The sequence below is a fragment of the Flavobacterium franklandianum genome (genome assembly GCF_007097365.1).
In the GTDB taxonomy this organism is placed as follows: Bacteria; Bacteroidota; Bacteroidia; order Flavobacteriales; family Flavobacteriaceae; genus Flavobacterium; species Flavobacterium franklandianum.
This window is the reverse complement of the sequence record NZ_VJZR01000021.1, coordinates 1-19,901: the sequence shown is the minus strand read 5'-3', so window position 1 is coordinate 19,901 and position 19,901 is coordinate 1. Positions and strand designations below refer to the sequence as shown.

9 protein-coding genes are annotated in these 19,901 nt (G+C 34.3%); 8 read left to right on the top strand and 1 reads right to left on the bottom strand.

The window, feature by feature from the left end; translation table 11 throughout:
* Positions 1–5: 5 nt before the first annotated feature.
* Complete coding sequence (locus FNW17_RS15240; RefSeq protein WP_144072091.1) at positions 6–3,209, bottom strand: SusC/RagA family TonB-linked outer membrane protein; 3,204 nt, start codon at positions 3,207–3,209, stop codon at positions 6–8.
* A gap of 1,824 nt (positions 3,210–5,033) precedes the next feature.
* Between FNW17_RS15240 and FNW17_RS15235 the strand changes: the two genes are divergently transcribed.
* The 8 genes from FNW17_RS15235 to FNW17_RS15200 all read left to right on the top strand — a co-directional run bounded on the left by FNW17_RS15235 (position 5,034) and on the right by FNW17_RS15200 (position 19,755).
* Complete coding sequence (locus FNW17_RS15235) at positions 5,034–7,202, top strand: alpha-glucuronidase family glycosyl hydrolase (protein ID WP_144072090.1); 2,169 nt, start codon at positions 5,034–5,036, stop codon at positions 7,200–7,202.
* A 176-nt stretch (positions 7,203–7,378) separates the two neighbouring features.
* Complete coding sequence (locus FNW17_RS15230) at positions 7,379–8,491, top strand: endo-1,4-beta-xylanase (RefSeq protein WP_144072089.1); 1,113 nt, start codon at positions 7,379–7,381, stop codon at positions 8,489–8,491.
* A gap of 22 nt (positions 8,492–8,513) precedes the next feature.
* Positions 8,514–9,638: an endo-1,4-beta-xylanase gene (locus FNW17_RS15225; RefSeq protein ID WP_144072088.1), complete on the top strand. Its 1,125-nt coding sequence runs from the start codon at positions 8,514–8,516 to the stop codon at positions 9,636–9,638.
* 404 nt (positions 9,639–10,042) lie between these two features.
* Positions 10,043–11,479 (top strand): MFS transporter, encoded by a 1,437-nt coding sequence (locus FNW17_RS15220; protein WP_144072087.1) that lies wholly within the window; start codon positions 10,043–10,045, stop codon positions 11,477–11,479.
* A gap of 20 nt (positions 11,480–11,499) precedes the next feature.
* On the top strand, positions 11,500–12,528 hold the full coding sequence (locus FNW17_RS15215) for a glycoside hydrolase family 43 protein (RefSeq protein WP_144072086.1): 1,029 nt from the start codon (positions 11,500–11,502) through the stop codon (positions 12,526–12,528).
* Between the two features lie 186 nt (positions 12,529–12,714).
* The gene (locus FNW17_RS15210; protein WP_144072085.1) at positions 12,715–15,384 is read left to right on the top strand and encodes a sialate O-acetylesterase; all 2,670 of its coding nucleotides are present in this window, start codon (positions 12,715–12,717) and stop codon (positions 15,382–15,384) included.
* Between the two features lie 104 nt (positions 15,385–15,488).
* Positions 15,489–18,245 (top strand): beta-galactosidase GalB, encoded by a 2,757-nt coding sequence (gene galB / locus FNW17_RS15205; protein WP_218043874.1) that lies wholly within the window; start codon positions 15,489–15,491, stop codon positions 18,243–18,245.
* Positions 18,246–18,390: 145 nt separating this feature from the next.
* A complete protein-coding gene (locus FNW17_RS15200; RefSeq protein ID WP_143391810.1) occupies positions 18,391–19,755 on the top strand; it encodes a glucuronyl esterase domain-containing protein in 1,365 nt (454 codons plus the stop codon).
* Positions 19,756–19,901: the final 146 nt, after the last annotated feature.

The window sequence follows — 19,901 nt, the reverse complement described above, 5'->3', positions numbered from 1 at the left end:
CTAATTTAAAAAATAATATTAGCTCCTAGATTAAAACGTTTAACTGTTGGATATGCTCCTTGAGAAGCCCAACCTGTTCCAGCAAAATTACTCTCTCTATCATCTGGCATTTTTGACCAAATATAAAGATTATCACCGTTTATAAATACTCTTACATTTTGAATACCCCACGATTTTATTGAAGAATTGCTTTCATCAAAAGTATACGCTATTTCAGCATTCTTTAATCGTAAGTATGATCCATCGTACATATAACGTTGAGCGTTGTTATAACCACTTGGAGTAGAAAGCCATCTAGGCATTGGATTATTTGCCTCCACGTTGTCTTTATTCCACAATGAACCTTGATCATACACTACGTGATTTTGTGAAACTAAACTTCCTAGAACTACTTGTCGTGTTACATTGTTAACACCATAAAACTGAACAAAACCGCTAAATTTTTTCCAGTTAAAACCAACTGTAGCGTTATAGGTGTTTTGTGGCGTGCCCGTAAAACCATAAGGAATGTTGTCATAGGCATTAATTACTCCATCAGCATTATAGTCAAGAAGGTTGTAATTTCCAGGTAATTTTTGATTATTATTTGTATCCTGAATAGTACTTCCATACAATTCATCCCAATTATTATAATACCCTTGCGCAACATAGGAAAAAGCTTGCCCAATTGATTTGTTTTCAGATTTTTGATACTCTGGAAATAATACTGGGTTATTTGCATCAATAATTTTATTTTTTGAATGAGACATATTCAAATCAGACCACAAATTAAATCCATTTGCAAAAGTGTAATTTAATTTAACTTCAAATTCATAACCTTGATTTCTCACTCTCCCTAAATTTGCAACAGGCGCTACTGCTCCATAATAAGAAGGTATTGCTCTGCTACCACCTGACAACAAGACATCTGAACGCTCTTCGTTAAAAAAATCAACAGATCCTTTGATTAATCCTTTAAAGAATCCAAAATCAACACCTAAATTAGATTTTTCTGCCGTTTCCCATTGCACTCCTGGATTTCCTACAGCTGTTTCTCTATACCAATCATAAGGACTTAACTCTCCTCCTTCACCGCTTGTTCCTAATTGAGATCGTCCTCCAAAACCCCATTGAGTTAAATACAACCATCTACCATTAACGTTATCATCTCCAATCTCCCCATAATTTGCTCTTATTTTAAGCAAATCCAAGAAAGAGGCTGTTTTTTTCATAAAACCTTCCTTTGAGACTACCCAGCTTACTCCTCCTGATGAAAAGAATGCAAAACGATTTCCCGCAGCAAATTTTTCGGAACCATTGTACGCCCCATTGTATTCAGCAAAATATTTACCTGCATAGCCATAACTAGTACGAAAAACCCAGTCTTCTCTGTACCGAGGAACCTCGCTTCCAGTAGCACCTTCATTACGATTAAAAAGTCCCATTGCCGTAATATCATGCTTTGAACCTAGAGTTAAAGCATAATTTATTTGACCTTGATAGAAAAGTCTTCTATATGTAGACCCATCCCTAACTTCTCCTGCACTAGGAGTCCATTTTACTCCTTCTTGAAAATCAAACCTATTATTTATATCGTAATTCTGTGTGTAGGTAGCTAATCCCGTCACTGGATCAATCCATTTTTGTTGAGTATTATTAAACAAATCATTAACTCCTCGATTACCTTCTATAAATGAATTATCTAACGCTATTGTTCCCGTAAAATTAAGTCCTTTAACCAACATATCTAGATTTTGATTCAATGTAAAATCGGTAGTAAGACGCGTTGTAGTTACATATTGCACACCACTAATGGCTAAATTACGAACTGAATTTGATGCTTGACCTACATTTGGAGAATAAAATCCCCACGAATTATCAGAGGCATAATAAGGCAAAAATACATCTGGGGCTGTAGAATAAGCAGCATCCCATATGGTATATTCAGCTCCAGAAGCTCCCCAAGGACTTTTCTTTACTGCGTGTGACCCTGCAAGATTTACTTTAAAAGTTGTAGATGGAGTAATTTGAAAATCTAAATTAGTTCTAACATTTAGACGGTTGTATCCATAACCTGGATCGTAACCTCTATTGTTATTATATTTTTCAAAAAGATCGCCTTCACTTAAAAAGTCTGCACTAGCAAAATACTTAACAAATTCAGTACCTCCGCTAACATTCAAACTCGCATTATAAGTCATCGCATAATCTTTAAATAATGTATCTTGCCAATCTACATTGGGATAACGCTCCCTATCCTCTTGAGTAGTTTGAAACCTATATTTATCGATTATAGCTTGTGGAAGATAATCATTCCAAGCAGATGGCGTTAAAGCCAACTCATTTTCAATAGCTCGGTTTCTAACCATCAACCCATCATAAGAATCAAGCTTATTAGGTAATTGAGAAGGAACTTTCATTGTTGTATTAACCCTAGCTCTAATTAATGCTTTTCCTAAACTTCCACGTTTTGTCGTGATAAGAATTACACCATTAGCTCCTCTTGATCCATAAACCGCAGTAGCAGAAGCATCTTTCAAAACAGAAACCGTCTCTACAGATCCAATATCTACACTATTCATAGGACGCTCTATACCATCAACCAATACTAATGGAGATGAATCATTCCAAGTACTTGCTCCACGTATTACTATACGAGGATCTTCCTCTCCAGGCATACCAGTACTAGCAGTCGTAATTAAACCCGGCGCATTACCTGTTAAAGCTGCACCAATACTTTGAACTCCACCTGCTCGCTCTAATGTTTTTCCTGAAACTTGAGAAATTGCAGCAACTACACTCTCCTTTTTTTGCTTACCATATCCAACAATAACAATCTCATTCAAAGTTGTCTGATCTACAGACATAACAACATTAACTACAGATTGTCCTTTTATTTGTTTTTCAATGGTTTTAAAACCAATACTACTAAAAACCAATGTAGCTCCTGATGAAGGTATTGTAATTTTATACTTTCCATCATAATCAGATATTACACCCATTTTAGAATTACCCTTAACCATTATGGTCACGCCAGGAATTGGCAATTTATCTTCTGCTGAAGTAATTGTTCCAGAGACTGTAATTTGCTGACTATACTGACTTTTCACAGTAGGCAAGGTTGTTTTTCCTTCACTTGCCAACAATACATTCGAAAACATAAACTGTAACAAAACTCCCAATACCACGCAATTAACTTTACGTGGAACTTTAATTAATTGTTTTATCATATTAATATTTTGACATTTTTTAATTTATTACAAATTAGAACTTAAATATGCGTCATATTTACTTTACAAATTTACTTTGCATATTAAACTCAGAAATTCAATTTAGAGATATACCGAATTCAATTATATGACTAGTTCCTTAAAAACTTACACGTTTTCAACTTTAAAAATCAAAATCTTTCTTTTCAAATAGTTCAGATCAATTATGGTTTATTAAAATAATATTCTTGTTGATTATATTAGAACAATGAATCAATTATCATTATACTTTAAAATAGAAACATAAATTCAACAATTGAGAATATTTAAAAACGGTTTTTAATTTTTTTTTTACTTCATAGGCTTAATGGTTTGTTTTTGGTTGGTTAGTTATTTCGTTTAAAATATTCAAGTCGCTTTAGAGATATCAAAAAAATACAAAAACTAATCTCTATTATAAATAGAGTTGATTTTATGAAATTAGCTTGATTTATTTTGAAATCGTGGCATTATTGTTAACAAACTGACAACGCAAACTTGTGTGATTTTTTGTCATACAGAACATTATAATTACTCCAAATTCATCCTGGTAAATGAATCTTAAAAAAGCAAATATAAAAAGTTTTTTTTATAAAACAACCGATTGTGTAAAAATATTGTGTTATAATAACACTTAAAATAAATTTTACGGATAATAATTATTGTATTTTTAATAATAAACATAAAATTTGCATTCGAAATTGCTGTTAATTCTTAAACTTTGGATGATTAAAATTGCAGATCGAAAATCAAAAAAACCTTGCTATTATTGACATTAAGACAATTCCAGTTTAAAAAAATCAATGCGTTTATAGAAAACAATAACTAACTAAACTCTTCTAAAAAAGAATTAAAAAAAGTTAATTAAATTTATTTTTATTTTTTTAAATAAAATAATAACACACAACCGATTGTGTGTTATTATTTTTTCAATATATTTGCAATAATTAAATTTATACCATATAATTTAAATTCTCTGCAAAAAAAGAATAAAATTATTACATATTATTAAAATATAAATTAATTAGCCGTTATGACTTAATCAACTTATTCATGACTGCCTTTTTGTTAATTTAAAGAAGAATAAAACCATTTTAAATATTTGGGTTTTGAACTCCTAATCGCTGTGTTTTCTAGAGGGGTAAATACATAAAGTTTGTTCTATTATTAAGGTATTTTATAAGCGTTTTTTTAGTGATATAATTCAGGAAGATTATCAAATATGAATTTCATTCAATTACAAAATTGTTCTCTTAAAATAGTGTATAAGTTTTAGAATAGAAACTTATATAATTTAATTTGAATTAGTAGTTAGTAGTTAGTTTTTTTTTAAAAGTTGAGAATTGGATACTCTCTTCTTTATCGTAAAATTTTTTCTGATATTATTAATAAAACATTTAAAGAGCCTCAATATCTGACCAATATTCTGGATAATTATAAACAATGTATAATACTTTAAAAATTGAATTGAATGAACCAGAAGTTGCCATTGAAATATCAATCGTTAGTTCAAGCGTTTAAAAATTAAGAGAGTTAGACTCCAAAGAGAGTTTTTTTTTAACAAATTAAACAACTGAAATACAATTAGAAAAAACAGTCAATTTGTTTATTATCCAACATTTATGGATTTTTTAATGTTTTTATTTAAATTAAAAAAATAATTGGGATTTTTTTTAATATAACTTCAATGCTTTACTTTTACACAACCGATTGCAAATATATATTTAGTAATAAGAACAACTTTAAAAGTCATTATATCATTTAAATATTCCAAAAAAGGTTTTGACACTATAATAAAAACATAAAATGAATCGAATATCCTATAAATACATTTTACTGCTATTTCCTTTTTTGATGATTTCAATTACTTTATCAGCACAGGAGGATTATAAATTATGGCTTCAATATGCAAAAGTTTCGGATTCCAAATTAGTATCAGATTACAATTCAAACATTAATGGAATTGTTGCTTTGGGTAATTCTGAAACGATTCGTGTTGCATCAAAAGAATTACAATTGGGACTTTCCAGTTTATTAGACAATACAACAGTAATTCAACAAAATATTGAGGCAGAAAATGTGTTGATTTTGGGTTCTAAAACTTCTTTAAATGAAGCTATTTCGAAAAGTTTAAACAAGGAATTTGAACAAATTAACAACGAAGGCTATATTATTAAAACCATACAAATAAAAAATAAAAACCATATTCTTATTACCGCCAAAACCGATATTGGCGTTTTATATGGCGTTTTCAATTTTCTGAAACTGATTCAAACCAACAAATCCGTCGAAAATTTAAACATAGTGGATGCTCCAAAAATAGACATACGAATACTAAATCATTGGGACAATCTCAACGGAACAGTTGAACGTGGTTATTCAGGATCTTCACTTTGGAATTGGCAAAAATTACCTGATTTCATTGACCAACGTTATATTGACTATGCGCGTGCCAATGCTTCTATAGGTATCAACGGCACCGTTTTGAATAATGTAAATGCCAATGCTTTAATTTTGACACCACTATATTTGAATAAAGTGGAAGCTCTAGCAAACACTTTCAGACCTTATGGAATTAAGGTGTATTTAACCGCTCGTTTTTCGGCTCCAATTGAAATTGGCGGATTGAAAACTGCGGACCCATATGATGCTGCTGTACAACAATGGTGGAAAGATAAGGTAGCAGAAATTTACACAAGAATTCCAGATTTTGGCGGATTCTTGGTCAAAGCCAATTCCGAAGGACAACCCGGTCCACAAAATTATGGTAGAAACCACGTTGATGGTGCTAATATGTTGGCCGATGCCCTTGCTCCTTTTGGTGGAATTGTGATGTGGAGAGCCTTTGTATATTCCGAACACGATGTGAATGACCGAGCCAAACAAGCCTATAGCGAATTTGTTCCTTATGACGGAAAATTTAGAGATAATGTGATTGTTCAAGTCAAAAATGGTGCAATTGATTTTCAACCTAGAGAACCTTTCCATCCAATGTTTGGGGCAATGCCAAAAACACCTTTGATGATGGAATTTCAAATCACACAGGAATATTTAGGGTTTAGCACACATTTAGTCTATCTCCCTAAATTATACCAAGAAGTATTAGATTCAGACACCTACACCAAAGGGAAAGGATCAACAGTTGCTAAAGTAATTGATGGTTCATTAGACAATCATAAACTAACTGGAATAGCTGGAGTGGCAAATATTGGCAGCGACATCAACTGGACCGGTCATCCCTTTGCACAAGCAAATTGGTATGGCTTTGGACGATTGGCTTGGAATCCTAATTTAGATTCAGAAGTTATCGCAGAGGAATGGTTAAGAATGACTTTCTCGAATGATCTAAATTTTGTCAACCCAATTAAAGAAATGATGTTGAAATCCAGAGAAGCCGTGGTAAATTATATGACGCCACTAGGATTGCATCATATTATGGATACGGGTCATCATTATGGGCCAGGACCTTGGGTAAGCAATCTATCTAGACCAGAATGGAATCCTGTTTACTATCACAAAGCGGATAAAAACGGCATTGGTTTTGACCGTTCCAAAACAGGCAGTAATGCTACGTCGCAATACACTCCCGATGTTGCCAAAATATTCGACGATGTAAAAACTTGTCCTGAGGAATATTTGTTATGGTTTCATCATTTGCCTTGGGATTACAAACTGAAAAATGGTCAAACAATTTGGGATGGAATCGCTCTGAAATACCAAAAAGGTGTAGATGAAGTTGCAACGATGAACACAACTTGGGACAAAATGAATCCTTATGTCGATGAACAAAGATTTCGTGAGGTACAAATGCTACTAAAAATTCAACTCAAAGAGGCAAAATGGTGGCGTGATGCTTGCCTGCTCTATTTTCAACAATTTTCAGGAAAAGAATTACCTAAAGGAGTTGAAAATCCAACCCAAACATTGGAGTATTTCGAGACTTTAAAATTTCCGTTCGCACCTGGAAATAATTAATTGATTTAATAAAATTTAGACACTGTTTATTCTATTCAACAGCAAAAAAGTTATGATTTAACTTGCCAAATGAGTCAAAAAATGAAAAATATATGAGAATAAAAAAAATGAATATTTATAAATTAACCAAAGAGTGACAATTAAAACTGGAACAAACCTAAAATAAATTATAGAATATGAACATCAACAAAATTTTATCAGCATTTGCAATAATTATTGCCACAATTATAGTAAGTTGTGGCGGAGGATTAGAAACTGACCAAGTATACACTACGCCAAAACCAACTCCTGCGTCCAATGCTACTACCTTAAAATCAGCCGCTACATTTCCTATAGGAAATATTGTTTCTGCGAATAGACTATCTGGTTCTGATAATAATTTCACCTCTTTATTAAATAAAGAATTCAACAGCATCACTGCGGAAAACGACATGAAAATGGGAGCAATGTTTACTGGACAAAACACCTATGATTTTAGTAGAGGAGATGCAATTGTAGCTTATGCAAAAGCAAATGGATTTAGAGTTCATGGGCATGCCTTGGTTTGGCATGCATCAATACCTACGTGGTTAAAAAATTTCACAGGAACAAATGCAGAATTTGAAGCACAAGTTAAAGGATATATAAAAGCAACGGTAGCGCATTTCGCTCTTGCCAAAACTACCGATGGAAAATCAGTTGTAGCAAGTTGGGATGTTGTAAATGAAGCCTTTACAACCGAAGCTCTTGAAGGCCCGTTTTATGCTAAATTAGGACCAGACTACGTTGCCAAATGCTTCACTTGGGCTAAAGAAGCTAATTCCGAAGTTAAATTATTTTACAATGATTATAATTTAGACAGTCAAACATCAAAAGTTAAGAGTGTGGTTGATATGGTGGCCGATTTCAAAAAAAGAGCTATTCCTATAGATGGAATTGGTTCTCAAATGCACGTAGGCTATTCTTATCCTGACATAGCGACCATAAGTAACACCTTATCACCTCTTGTGGGTACTGGATTATTAATACATTTCTCTGAATTGGATATGTCTGTCAATAGAGATTTAGTGTTAACTTCTTTTACAGCAGAAAGATCAAATGCTCAAAAGGAAAAGTACAAAAGCATAGCGGTTTTGTATAAAACAATTCCAAGTGCCCAAAGATTTGGAATTACATTTTGGGGAGTTAGAGATAATGACTCTTGGTTAAGAGGTTGGCCTGTCGTAACAGAATATGAATGGCCATTATTGTTTGACTCAAATTATGGATACAAAGCTGCCTATACCGGATTTCTTGAAGGATTAAAATAACTAAATATAAAACAAAAAAATCATGAAAATAAGTAAAACCCTATTATTACTAGTAACAGCAACACTTGCATTAAGTAGTTGCTCATCGGCACAAAAAAAAACTGATTCAACCGTTTCGCTTAAAAATGCATACGTAAAAAATTTCTATATCGGAACTGCATTAGACACCAATCAAATCCTAGAAACAAACCCATTGACTACCAGTTTGATTGCAAAAGAATTTAACAGCATCACTCCTGAAAACTGTATGAAATCGATGTTTCTACAGCCTGAAAAAGATAAATTCGATTTCAAAATGGCAGATAAATATGTTGCTTTTGGAGAAAAACACAAAATGTTCATTCACGGACATACTTTGATTTGGCATAGTCAACTACCATCTTGGTTGAGTAAAGTAAAAGATAGTGTAGCGATGTCGGAGGCGATGACAAAACATATTAGTACCATCGTAGAAAAATACAAAGGACGTATTGGTTCTTGGGACGTGGTCAATGAGGCTTTGAATGAAGATGGTACTTTGAGAAAATCTGTTTTTTTAAACTCTTATGGTAAAGATTTTTTGACACATGCCTTCAAATTAGCTGCCAAAGCTGATCCAAAAACCGATTTGTATTATAACGATTATAACTTATGCAATGCAAAAAAACGAAAAGGAGCTGTAGAATTAATGAAAAATCTACAAAAAAACGGTGCAAAAATAGATGGAGTTGGAGAACAAGGGCATTGGAACTTAATTACCCCAACCTTGGATGAAATTGAACAAACCATATTAGATTTTTCTGCACTTGGTGTAAAAGTTGCTATTACAGAATTAGACATTACCGTTTTGCCTAATCCTTGGGATGTGGTTGGAGCCGATGTAAGTCAAAGAGCTGAGGCGAGCGAAAAAATGAATCCGTACCCTAAAGCTCTACCAGAGGATATAAAAATTCAATTGGCAGCACGCTACGAAGCAATTTTTAAACTATTCATCAAACATCAAGACAAAATCAGCAGAGTGACTCTTTGGGGAGTAAATGATGGACAATCTTGGCTTAATGATTGGCCAATAAGAGGAAGAAGTAACTATCCGTTGCTTTTTGATCGCGATTTCAAACCAAAAGAGGCTTATAACAGTGTGATGAAGCTAAAAGAAGAAAAAAAATAAGCCCTCTATTTTATTAAATAAAACTACTTCGGGACAGAGCCCTAGAGGTAGTTTTATTTAATAACAGCCACAGATTCACAGATTTTAAAAAATCATTTTTAATCTGTGACTCGAGCAATAGCGAACAGGCGAAGCAATCTGTGGCAAAAAAACCGAAACAGAGCTTCGAGGAATTAAACCAAAAGAGATTAAATCATCAATATGTATCGTAAAATAAATGTAAATAAATCAAATTAATTAGACATAGATTTGTCAATAATAAAGTTTTACAATACATTTACACAACCGATTGTATGTTAATAAAAGATACTAAAAATTAGTAATTATTATTTTTTAGCAAAACAAATAAATTATTAAAAATAAATCTGTTGTGATTTATATAACTAAAAAATTAACCTTAAAAAATGAATTCTACTTCACAAAAATTATCTGTAAAAGAAAAAATTGGATATAGCCTAGGTGACCTTGCTGCTAATCTGGTGTTTCAAACATTGATGACTTATCTAGCTTACTTTTACACCGACATATACGGATTATCGCCAACACATGCCTCAATAATAATGTTAATTGTTGGGTTAATTTCCGCTTTTATATTCAATCCAATTGTAGCGGTTCTGGCTGACAGAACCAACACAAAATGGGGGAAATTTCGACCGTGGATTTTGTGGACTGCTGTTCCATTAGGAGTTATTGCACTTTTGGCATTTACAACTCCCGATTTTTCTTATCAAGGAAAAGTAATTTATGCTATCGTAACCTATTCTCTCCTATTATTATTATATGCCAGTAATAATTTACCCTATTCTGCATTGAGTGGCGTAATCACAGGAGATATGGCAGAGAGAAACAGTCTTTCGTCTTATCGATTTGTGGCAGTTATGTTTGCACAATTTTTTGTACAAGTGTTTATGTTAGGAATTATAAAAAGTGCCGGAGACGGCGATAAAGCTGTTGGTATTGAAAAAGTGATGACCATACTAGCCATCGTAGGAACTATTATGTTACTCATTACATTTTTGACAACCAAAGAACGTATTGTTCCAAAACCAGAACAAAAATCTAGTATTAAAGAAGATTTAGGAGATTTAGTAAAAAACAAACCTTGGGTGATTATGTTGACCCTTACCTTGCTCGTTTTTGTAACTCTCGCAATGAAAGGTGGATCCTATGTGTATTATTTCGAAAATTACGTCGACAAACAACAATTGGCCATTTTTATACAGCCTATTTTAGATTTCCTTTTAAATATCGGAATCAATCCTTTTGGTAATGACCCAATTTCTGCTGGATTTGGTTTATTTAATGCTGGAGGAATTATTTTTATGATAGTTGGTATCACTTTGTCTAAAAATTTAGCAGATAAATATGGAAAAAGAAATGTCTTTGGATTTTTCCTTCTCATTTCAACCCTATTCATAATCGCGTTTTATATCTTCTCTCCAAAATCGATTGCATTAATGTTTTTCTCTCAAATTCTTCACGGTTTCTTCTACGGAATTACAATCCCACTACTATGGGCTATGATTGCTGACGTAGCCGACTACTCCGAATGGAAAAATAACCGTCGTGCCACAGCAATAATCTTTTCGGCTATGATGGTCGGATTAAAAGCTGGTTTGAGCATTGGAGGAGCATTGACTACATTGCTTTTAGGTCATTTTAATTATGTTCCTAATTCATTACTACAATCAGAAAGTGCTATTAATGGAATTAAATTATTGGTAAGCATTTTTCCTGCAATACCTTTTCTAATTGGAGTTGGACTCCTGTTTTTCTATGAAATCGATAAAAAAATGGAAGTTCAAATAGAAACTGATTTAAAAGAAAGAAGATCAAAATAAATTAAATATAAATATAAACAATGCCCGAAGATAATATTAAACAAATTGATTTTGAAGAAATCAATAAAACCGCAATTTCTCAACCCCTAGTTTCACATATATATACTGCTGATCCATCGGCTCACGTATTTGATGGTAAAATATATATTTATCCGTCGCACGATATTGATGCTGGAATTCCTTTTAATGATAATGGTGACCATTTTGGAATGGAGGATTATCATGTTCTTTCGATGGATAATGTTGATGCAGTCACTGTCGATAATGGTGTTGCGCTACACGTAAAAGATGTACTCTGGGCTGAACGTCAAATGTGGGCTCCCGATGCTGCTCACAAAAACGGTAAATACTATTTGTATTTTCCTGCTAAACGTGCCAATGATATTTTCCAAATTGGAGTAGCAATAAGTGATTCTCCAACTGGCCCATTTACTCCCGAACCTGAAGCTATTAAAGGAAGTTATACTATTGACCCAGCCGTTTATGAAGATGAAGACGGCAAATATTATATGTATTTTGGTGGTATTTGGGGTGGTCAACTTCAAAAATATCGAAACAACCAATATTCAGAGTCGAACGAAGAACCACTAGCGAATGAACCAGCTTTAGGTCCAATTGTAGCTTTACTCTCTGACGACATGAAACAACTTGCCGAAGAACCAAAAGAAATTCAAATTCTGGATGAAAATGGAGCTAATTTGTTAGCAGGAGATAATGACCGTAGATTTTTTGAAGCATCATGGGTTCATAAATACAAAGGGAAATACTATTTCTCTTATTCTACTGGCGATACACATTTGATTTGTTATGCTACCGGGGATTCTCCTTATGGCCCATTTACCTATCAAGGAATAATTTTGGAACCAGTAGTGGGATGGACTTCGCATCATTCTATTTGTGAAGTAGAAGGTAAATGGTATTTATTCTATCATGATTCTAGCTTATCAAAAGGGGTAACACATTTAAGATCAATTAAGGTAACTGAAATCAAGTACAATGAAGATGGCTCAATAGTTACCATCAATCCGTACAATAATATGGAAATATAATAAGGATATAATTGTTGCTAGTTTTCATTTATCAAACCTTTTTATAGCTTCCTAAAAATAAGTTGCAATTAAATAAATACAAAATTACCAGCTTATTGTGAGCTGGTAATTCTATTTATAAACTATATTTATATTGTAAAAATTAGACACAAAAAACCATTTTATTCTTTTTTGAATTGATTAGCTATGAAAATTTTTAAACTCTCACTACTTTTTTGCTTTTTTTATTGCCTCGGTATCCAAGCACAAATTAAATTACCAAAGCTGATTTCTGATAATATCATCTTACAACGCGATCAAGCCGTCAAAATTTGGGGTTGGGCGTCTCCAAGCGAAAAAATCACAGTGTTATTCAATAAAAAAAACTTCAAAACAATTGCTTCCAATGATGGAAAATGGGAATTAGTACTCCCTGCACAATCCGCTGGAACTGGCTATGAAATGATATTAAAAGGAAAAAATGAAATTTCTATTAAAAATATCGCATTTGGTGATGTATGGCTTTGCAGTGGACAAAGTAATATGACAGTAACAATGGAAAGAGTAAAAGAACGTTTTCCTGAAGACATAGCATCTGCTAATTATCCTGATATTCGCTATTTCTTTGTACAAACATTAACCAATCTCAACACGCCTAAAGATGACTATCCACAGGGAGAATGGAAAACTGCTAACCCTGAAAATATTTATACTTTTGGGGCAGTTGCTTACTTTTTTGCCCGAGATATTTACACCAAATACAATGTACCAATTGGTATCATTAACAGTTCAGTAGGTGGTACTCCTATAGAAGCCTGGATAAGCGAAAGTGGCTATAAAAATCTACCTGACATCCAGAAAACTATAACTAAAAATAAAGACACAAGTTATGTGAATTCATTTAATCGAAGTCCATCGGTCGGAAAGTTAAAAATACCAGTAATTAAAGACATTGGCAGCATAGAACATTGGGAAAGCCTTGATTATAAACCAAAAGACTGGAAAAATTTCAATATTCCCGGCTATTGGGAAGACCAAGGCATCAAAGACTTGAATGGAGTAGTATGGTTCAGGAGAGAATTTGAAGTTCCTAAAAGTTGGTTAGGAAAACCCGTAAAACTATTTATGGGAAGAATCGTTGATGCTGACGAAATGTATGTAAACGGCAAAAAAATTGGCAATATCACATATCAATATCCTCCTCGTCGATATGAAATCCCCGCAGATTTACTAAAGGAAGGAAAAAACACCTTCGTAATAAGAGTAACAAACACATCTGGCAAAGGTGGTTTTGTCCCTGATAAAAATTATTTTATGACTGCCAATGGGGAAGAAATTGACCTTAAAGGCACTTGGCAATACAAAGTTGGAGAAGCCTATCAACCTCAAAATTTTGGCGGTTTTGGCCGTAGTTTGGTTCAGCAAAATCAACCAACAGCTTTATACAATGCTATGATTTCCCCAGTTTTGCCAATGAAAATCAAAGGAATTCTGTGGTATCAAGGCGAAAGTAATGTGGGGAATCCAGAACCTTACGATGTTCTTATGCCTACTTTAATTACAAATTGGAGAACCCTTTGGAAAGATGAAAAACTGCCTTTCTTAGTGGTACAATTGGCTAATTTTCAAGAGGTCAACTATACGCCATCCGAAAGTAATTGGGCAAGACTTAGAGAAGCACAAAACCAAGCCCTTAAACTACCCAATACAGCGGTTACAGTTACGACAGACTTAGGAGAATGGAATGATATTCACCCACTCAACAAAAAAGATATTGGAAAACGATTAGCACTTTCTGCTCAAAATATTGCCTATAATGACAAAAAAGTAATCCACTCAGGACCAACATTCAAATCACAAACTATCGAAAACGGAAAAATTATTTTGACATTCGATAATGTTGCCGAAAGCATTACATCAAAAGATGGCGAAGAATTACGCTGGTTTTCAATAGCGGATTATGATAAAAAATTCGTTTGGGCAAAAACGAAAATTATTGAAAAAAATCAGATTGAAATTTGGAACGAAGAAATAAAAAACCCAAAATATGTTCGATACGCTTGGCAAGACAATCCTGATGGCGTCAACTTCTATAATTCGGCAAATTTACCCGCTTCTTCTTTCCGCACTGACGGAGAAATCTTAGATAATAACAAACCTTGGAAAGGTAAAAAATGCGGTGTAGTTTTGACATACGACGATGCTCTCAATGTTCACCTTGACAATGTAATTCCTGTTTTGGATTCTTTAAATCTGAAAGGCACTTTTTACATAACTGCTTCTTCGGATGCCGCTGCAAATAGAATTAATGATTGGAGAAAAGCAGCGGTTAATGGCCATGAATTAGGCAATCATACCCTATACCACCCTTGCGATGCTTCGGCACCAGGAATGAGTTGGGTAAAGCCTGAATATGATTTAAGCAAATATAGCCTGCTGAAAATACAGGATGAAATCAAGATGTGCAACACTTATCTAAAAGCCATAGACGGTAAAACCAAACGCACTTTTGCGTTCACTTGCGGACATAAAAAAGTTATCGAAGGCGAATTTATACAAACATTATCTAATGAGTTTATTGCTGCACGTTCTGTCAGAGAAGAAATGCACAATTTAGACGAACAGAAACTAATGGACATAGATTGTTACAGCATGGTAGAAAGAACTGGAGACCAAATGATTGAGCTAGTCAAACAAGCCCAAAAATCTGGAAAATTGTTAGTTTTACTATTTCATGGTGTGGGTGGCGAACATAGTCTAAATGTATCTAAAGAAGCTCATAGCCAATTAGTTCATTATCTCAAAGAAAATGAAAAAGATATCTATATCGACACCATGTTTAATGTGGCTGAACATATTAATGAGTTAAAGAAATAAAGATTTATCTATTTCAGTCAAGAACCTAACTAATAAAGTTAAGCGATTGAAACTTCTAACAAACAGTTAATATTTTTTGCAAAAGCTTAATAAAAAAAATTAAAATGGAGACAAATTTGAACTGTAGCTATTTTCTAAAAATTAAAACTTTTGGATTACTGACTATGGCATTTTTCTTGGCTTTTACAAATTTAAATAGTCAAAATCTAAAAACTAACTACAAAAGAGAACGCATCAAAATCAACGAAGGTTGGACATTTATGCGTTATGAGGCAAACCCAGACAATCTTATTTATGATGTTCGTCCAAAAACAGAGGCAGTCAACGACAGTAAAATTGCCGATTCTAAACCGGAGGAAGCCATAAAAGTAGAAGCAAAAGAAGATGTTCTAAAAAATTGGATTCTTCCTTCGGCAAATGATTTTATAAAAGACCCATCCAAAAAACACATCCGTCCTAAAGGAAATCCAGGCTCCGATTTTCCATTTGTACAAGCAGATTTCAACGACGCTACTTGGGAAAAAGTAAATTTACCCCACGATTGGGCCATCAACAAACCATTTTACACAGGCGATAATCCTGAAGTAGGTGGCGGAATGGGACGTCTACCTAGTCAGGGAGTGGCTTGGTATCGCAAAAAATTGGATATTACAACCACCGATCAAGGAAAAGTCATCTATTTGGATATTGATGGAGCAATGTCTTATACAATGGTATGGCTCAATGGCCATTTGGTAGGTGGCTGGCCTTATGGTTACAATTCATTCCGATTAGACTTAACACCATATTTAAATTATAATGGAAAAAATCAATTGGCTATCCGAATTGATAATCCAAATTACTCGGCTCGATGGTATCCCGGAGGCGGAATTTATCGCAATGTTTGGTTGACCAAAACGGCAACTGTACACGTAGCACAATGGGGAACTTTTATTACCACTCCCGAAGTTTCTACAAACGAAGCCATCATCAATCTTTCATTAAAATTAGAAAATAAAACAAGTACGACTCAACCCATTGTTGTTAAAACGAAAATATTTGCAGCTGATGATCTTGGCAAAACCAAAGGGAAAGCAATCACGGCTTTTCCTAACGAAACGATTCGTATTAATGCAAATGACCAACAAATTAAACTATTCGAACTAAAGCTAAAAAAACCAAAACTTTGGGGTGCTTTTCCACAGCAAAAACAAAATCTATACGTTGCACGAACCAGTATTTTTATCTCTGGGAAACAAGTAGATGAATACGAAACACCCTTCGGTATTCGAAAAATTGAATTTCATCCAACCAAAGGATTATTGGTAAATGGCACCAAAATAAAAATACAAGGTGTAAACCAACACCACGACTTGGGAGCATTGGGAGCAGCATTTAATGTCAGAGCAGCTCAACGACAACTTGAAATACTCCGCGAGTTGGGTTGTAATGCCATCCGTTTTTCTCACAATCCTCCAGCTCCAGAATTATTGGATTTAACCGATAAAATGGGCTTTTTGGTAATAGATGAAGTCTTTGATAGTTGGGAGCGTAAAAAAACTCCTCACGATTTTCATTTAATATTTCCCGACTGGAACGAACCAGATACACGTTCTTTTATTCGTCGTGATCGCAATCATCCCTCGATTATTGCTTGGAGTTATGGTAACGAAGTTGGTGAACAATATACCGATGCAGCTGGAGCAGTTATTGCAAAAAAACTTCACGACATTGTACTTGAAGAAGACCCAACAAGACCTGCTTCGGCTTCACAAAATTTTGCAAAGCCCGATATGCCTTTTTCTAAGGTAGTCGATTTTTTAAGTTTAAATTATCAAGGGGAAGGAATCAGAGATGCTCCAGCCTATGCAAATCTAGTTGGAGGTATTCGAACATCGCCTCTTTATCCTGCATTTCAAAAAGCATTTCCAGAGAAAATGATTGTCAGTAGCGAAACAGCTTCTGCATTAAGCACCAGAGGTTCTTATATTTTTCCTGTCACTCTTGAAAATTCAGCACCTGTAAGTGATGGTGTTGGAGGCAATCCTGTGACCAAAGAAGTTAGTGCATATGAACTTTATACGGCACAATTTGGTTCTTCGCCCGATAAAGTTTTTGCCACCCAAGACCGTCATGCATATGTAGCCGGCGAATTTGTGTGGAGTGGTTGGGATTATCTAGGAGAACCAACTCCTTATTATTCGGCTAGGAGTTCGTATTGTGGCATTATTGACTTGGCGGGTTTCAAAAAAGACAGATTCTATTTGTACCAATCCCGTTGGAGACCTGAATTGCCAATAGTTCACATTTTACCACACTGGAACTGGCCCAATCGTGTGGGAGAAATCACACCCGTTCACGTTTTTACCTCAGGTGATGAAGCCGAATTATTCTTGAATGAACAATCGCTTGGACGAAAAAAGAAAGGAGAATTTGAATACCGAATTCGTTGGGATGATGTAAAATACCAAGCTGGAGAACTAAAAGTAGTAGCCTATAAAAACGGTGTGATTTGGGCAAAAGAAACAATTAAAACCACGGATAAAGCAGCCAAAATAGTTGCCACAGCTGACCGTTCAAAAATAAAATCCGATGGAGAAGACTTAAGTTTTATAACCGTAAAAATCACAGATAAAAACGGCCAAATGGTTCCTGATGCCAACAATAAAGTTAATTTCAAGATAGAAGGGTTTGGAGAAATAGTTGCCACCGACAACGGCAATCCTGCTGATTTAGTTTCTTTTGCCTCGCACGATAGAGCAGCATTTAATGGAATGGCATTAGTAATTATTCGTGCCAAAAAAGGTGAGAAGGGCAAGATAAAATTAATTATAACCTCAGACGGATTGGAAAATGCTGTAGTTGAAATTAAAAGTAATTAATTACTTTTTTGAGTACTAAAAAACACAGTAAAAATTTAAATAACTGTATCTAAAGTATTTCATTACTGCAAGATATGTGAAGGGAAATGCCTAGTTTGGAAGAACGTTTTTAATATAATGAGTTAAAGAAATAAAACATAAATCTATGAAACCTTTAAAACTAATAATTTTATTTAGTAGCATCAGCCTTACGTCTTTTGCACAATTTGGTCTTAGTCCAGCTCAACGTGACAGCATTAATAAACGCAACAACAACGACTATAACAATATGGTTGAGCAAATTGGCATAGACCGTTCTCTAATACGCGAAGGCGTATCTGGCAATCCAAAAGATGCCAATGCAGCCAACAGTTCTGAGGAAAAAGTAAATAAATATACTTTACCCGAAGCTCTTATTTTAAAAAACGGAAAAAAGGTAAAAACCCAAAAAGATTGGATAGAAAAACGGAAACCCGAAATTGTAGCCGATTTTGAAAATGAAATTTACGGAAAAATTCCTGAGAAAATCCCAGTTGTAACTTGGCAAATTGTATCAGTAAAAGACACAATGATAGGCAACCAAGCCATTAAAGAAAAAATACTAAAAGGAATAGTAGATAATTCTGCATATCCTTCTCTAAAGGTAGAGATTAATTTAGTAGTAGCAACGCCTGCGAATGCTACCAATGCGGTTCCAGTAGTAATTGAATTTGGCTACATCAAGAATTTTTTTGCAACAGGCCCTGTTAAGCCCATTGGTTTGGGTTCATCGGGTGAACCAACTTGGCAAGAACAACTTATTTCAAGAGGTTGGGGCTATGCTATTATTGAGCCCAGCAGCATTCAAGCCGATAACGGAGCAGGACTTACCGCAGGAATAATTGGTCTAGTCAATAAAGGAGAATATCGCAAGCCTGATCAATGGGGTACATTGAGAGCTTGGGCTTGGGGAGCTAGCCGTGCCTTTGATTATTTTGAGACCGACAAAAATATAAACACCCAACGCGTAGCCATCGAAGGATTATCTCGTTATGGTAAAGCAGCACTAGTTGCCATGGCTTTCGAACCACGAATTTCATTAGGTTTCATTGGTTCATCGGGTGCTGGTGGTGCTAAAATTCTTCGAAGAGTTTTTGGCGAACAAGTAGAAAATCTTGCTTCATCGGGTGAATATCATTGGTTTGCTGGAAATTTCATTAAATATGCCAGTATATTAAAACCTGATGATTTACCTGTAGATGGTCACGAATTAGTTGCAATATGTGCTCCAAGACCAATTTTTATAAGTTCGGGCTCTCCAGAAGTTGAAGGACAATGGGTAGATGCCAAAGGAATGTTTCTGGGAGCTGCTAACGCTGGTTCTGTCTATCTATTGTTTGGAAAAAAAGATTTAGGAACTATGATTTTTCCAAAATTAGGAATGCCTTTAATTGATGGTGAAATAGCTTTCAGGCAACACGCAGGTGGACATAGTACCGGACCAAACTGGAGCACTTGGATTGCTTGGGCAAGTAGATATTGGGAAAAATAAAGATATACGGAATATTTTAAGATTGGTTTTAATGATTTATATTTTGAAAATTTTCTAATTAAACAATTATTTGATTGTCCGTTTTTAGTCATAACCCTGTAATGCTTGCTATTACTAGCCTATCGAATAATTTTTCTTCAAAATAC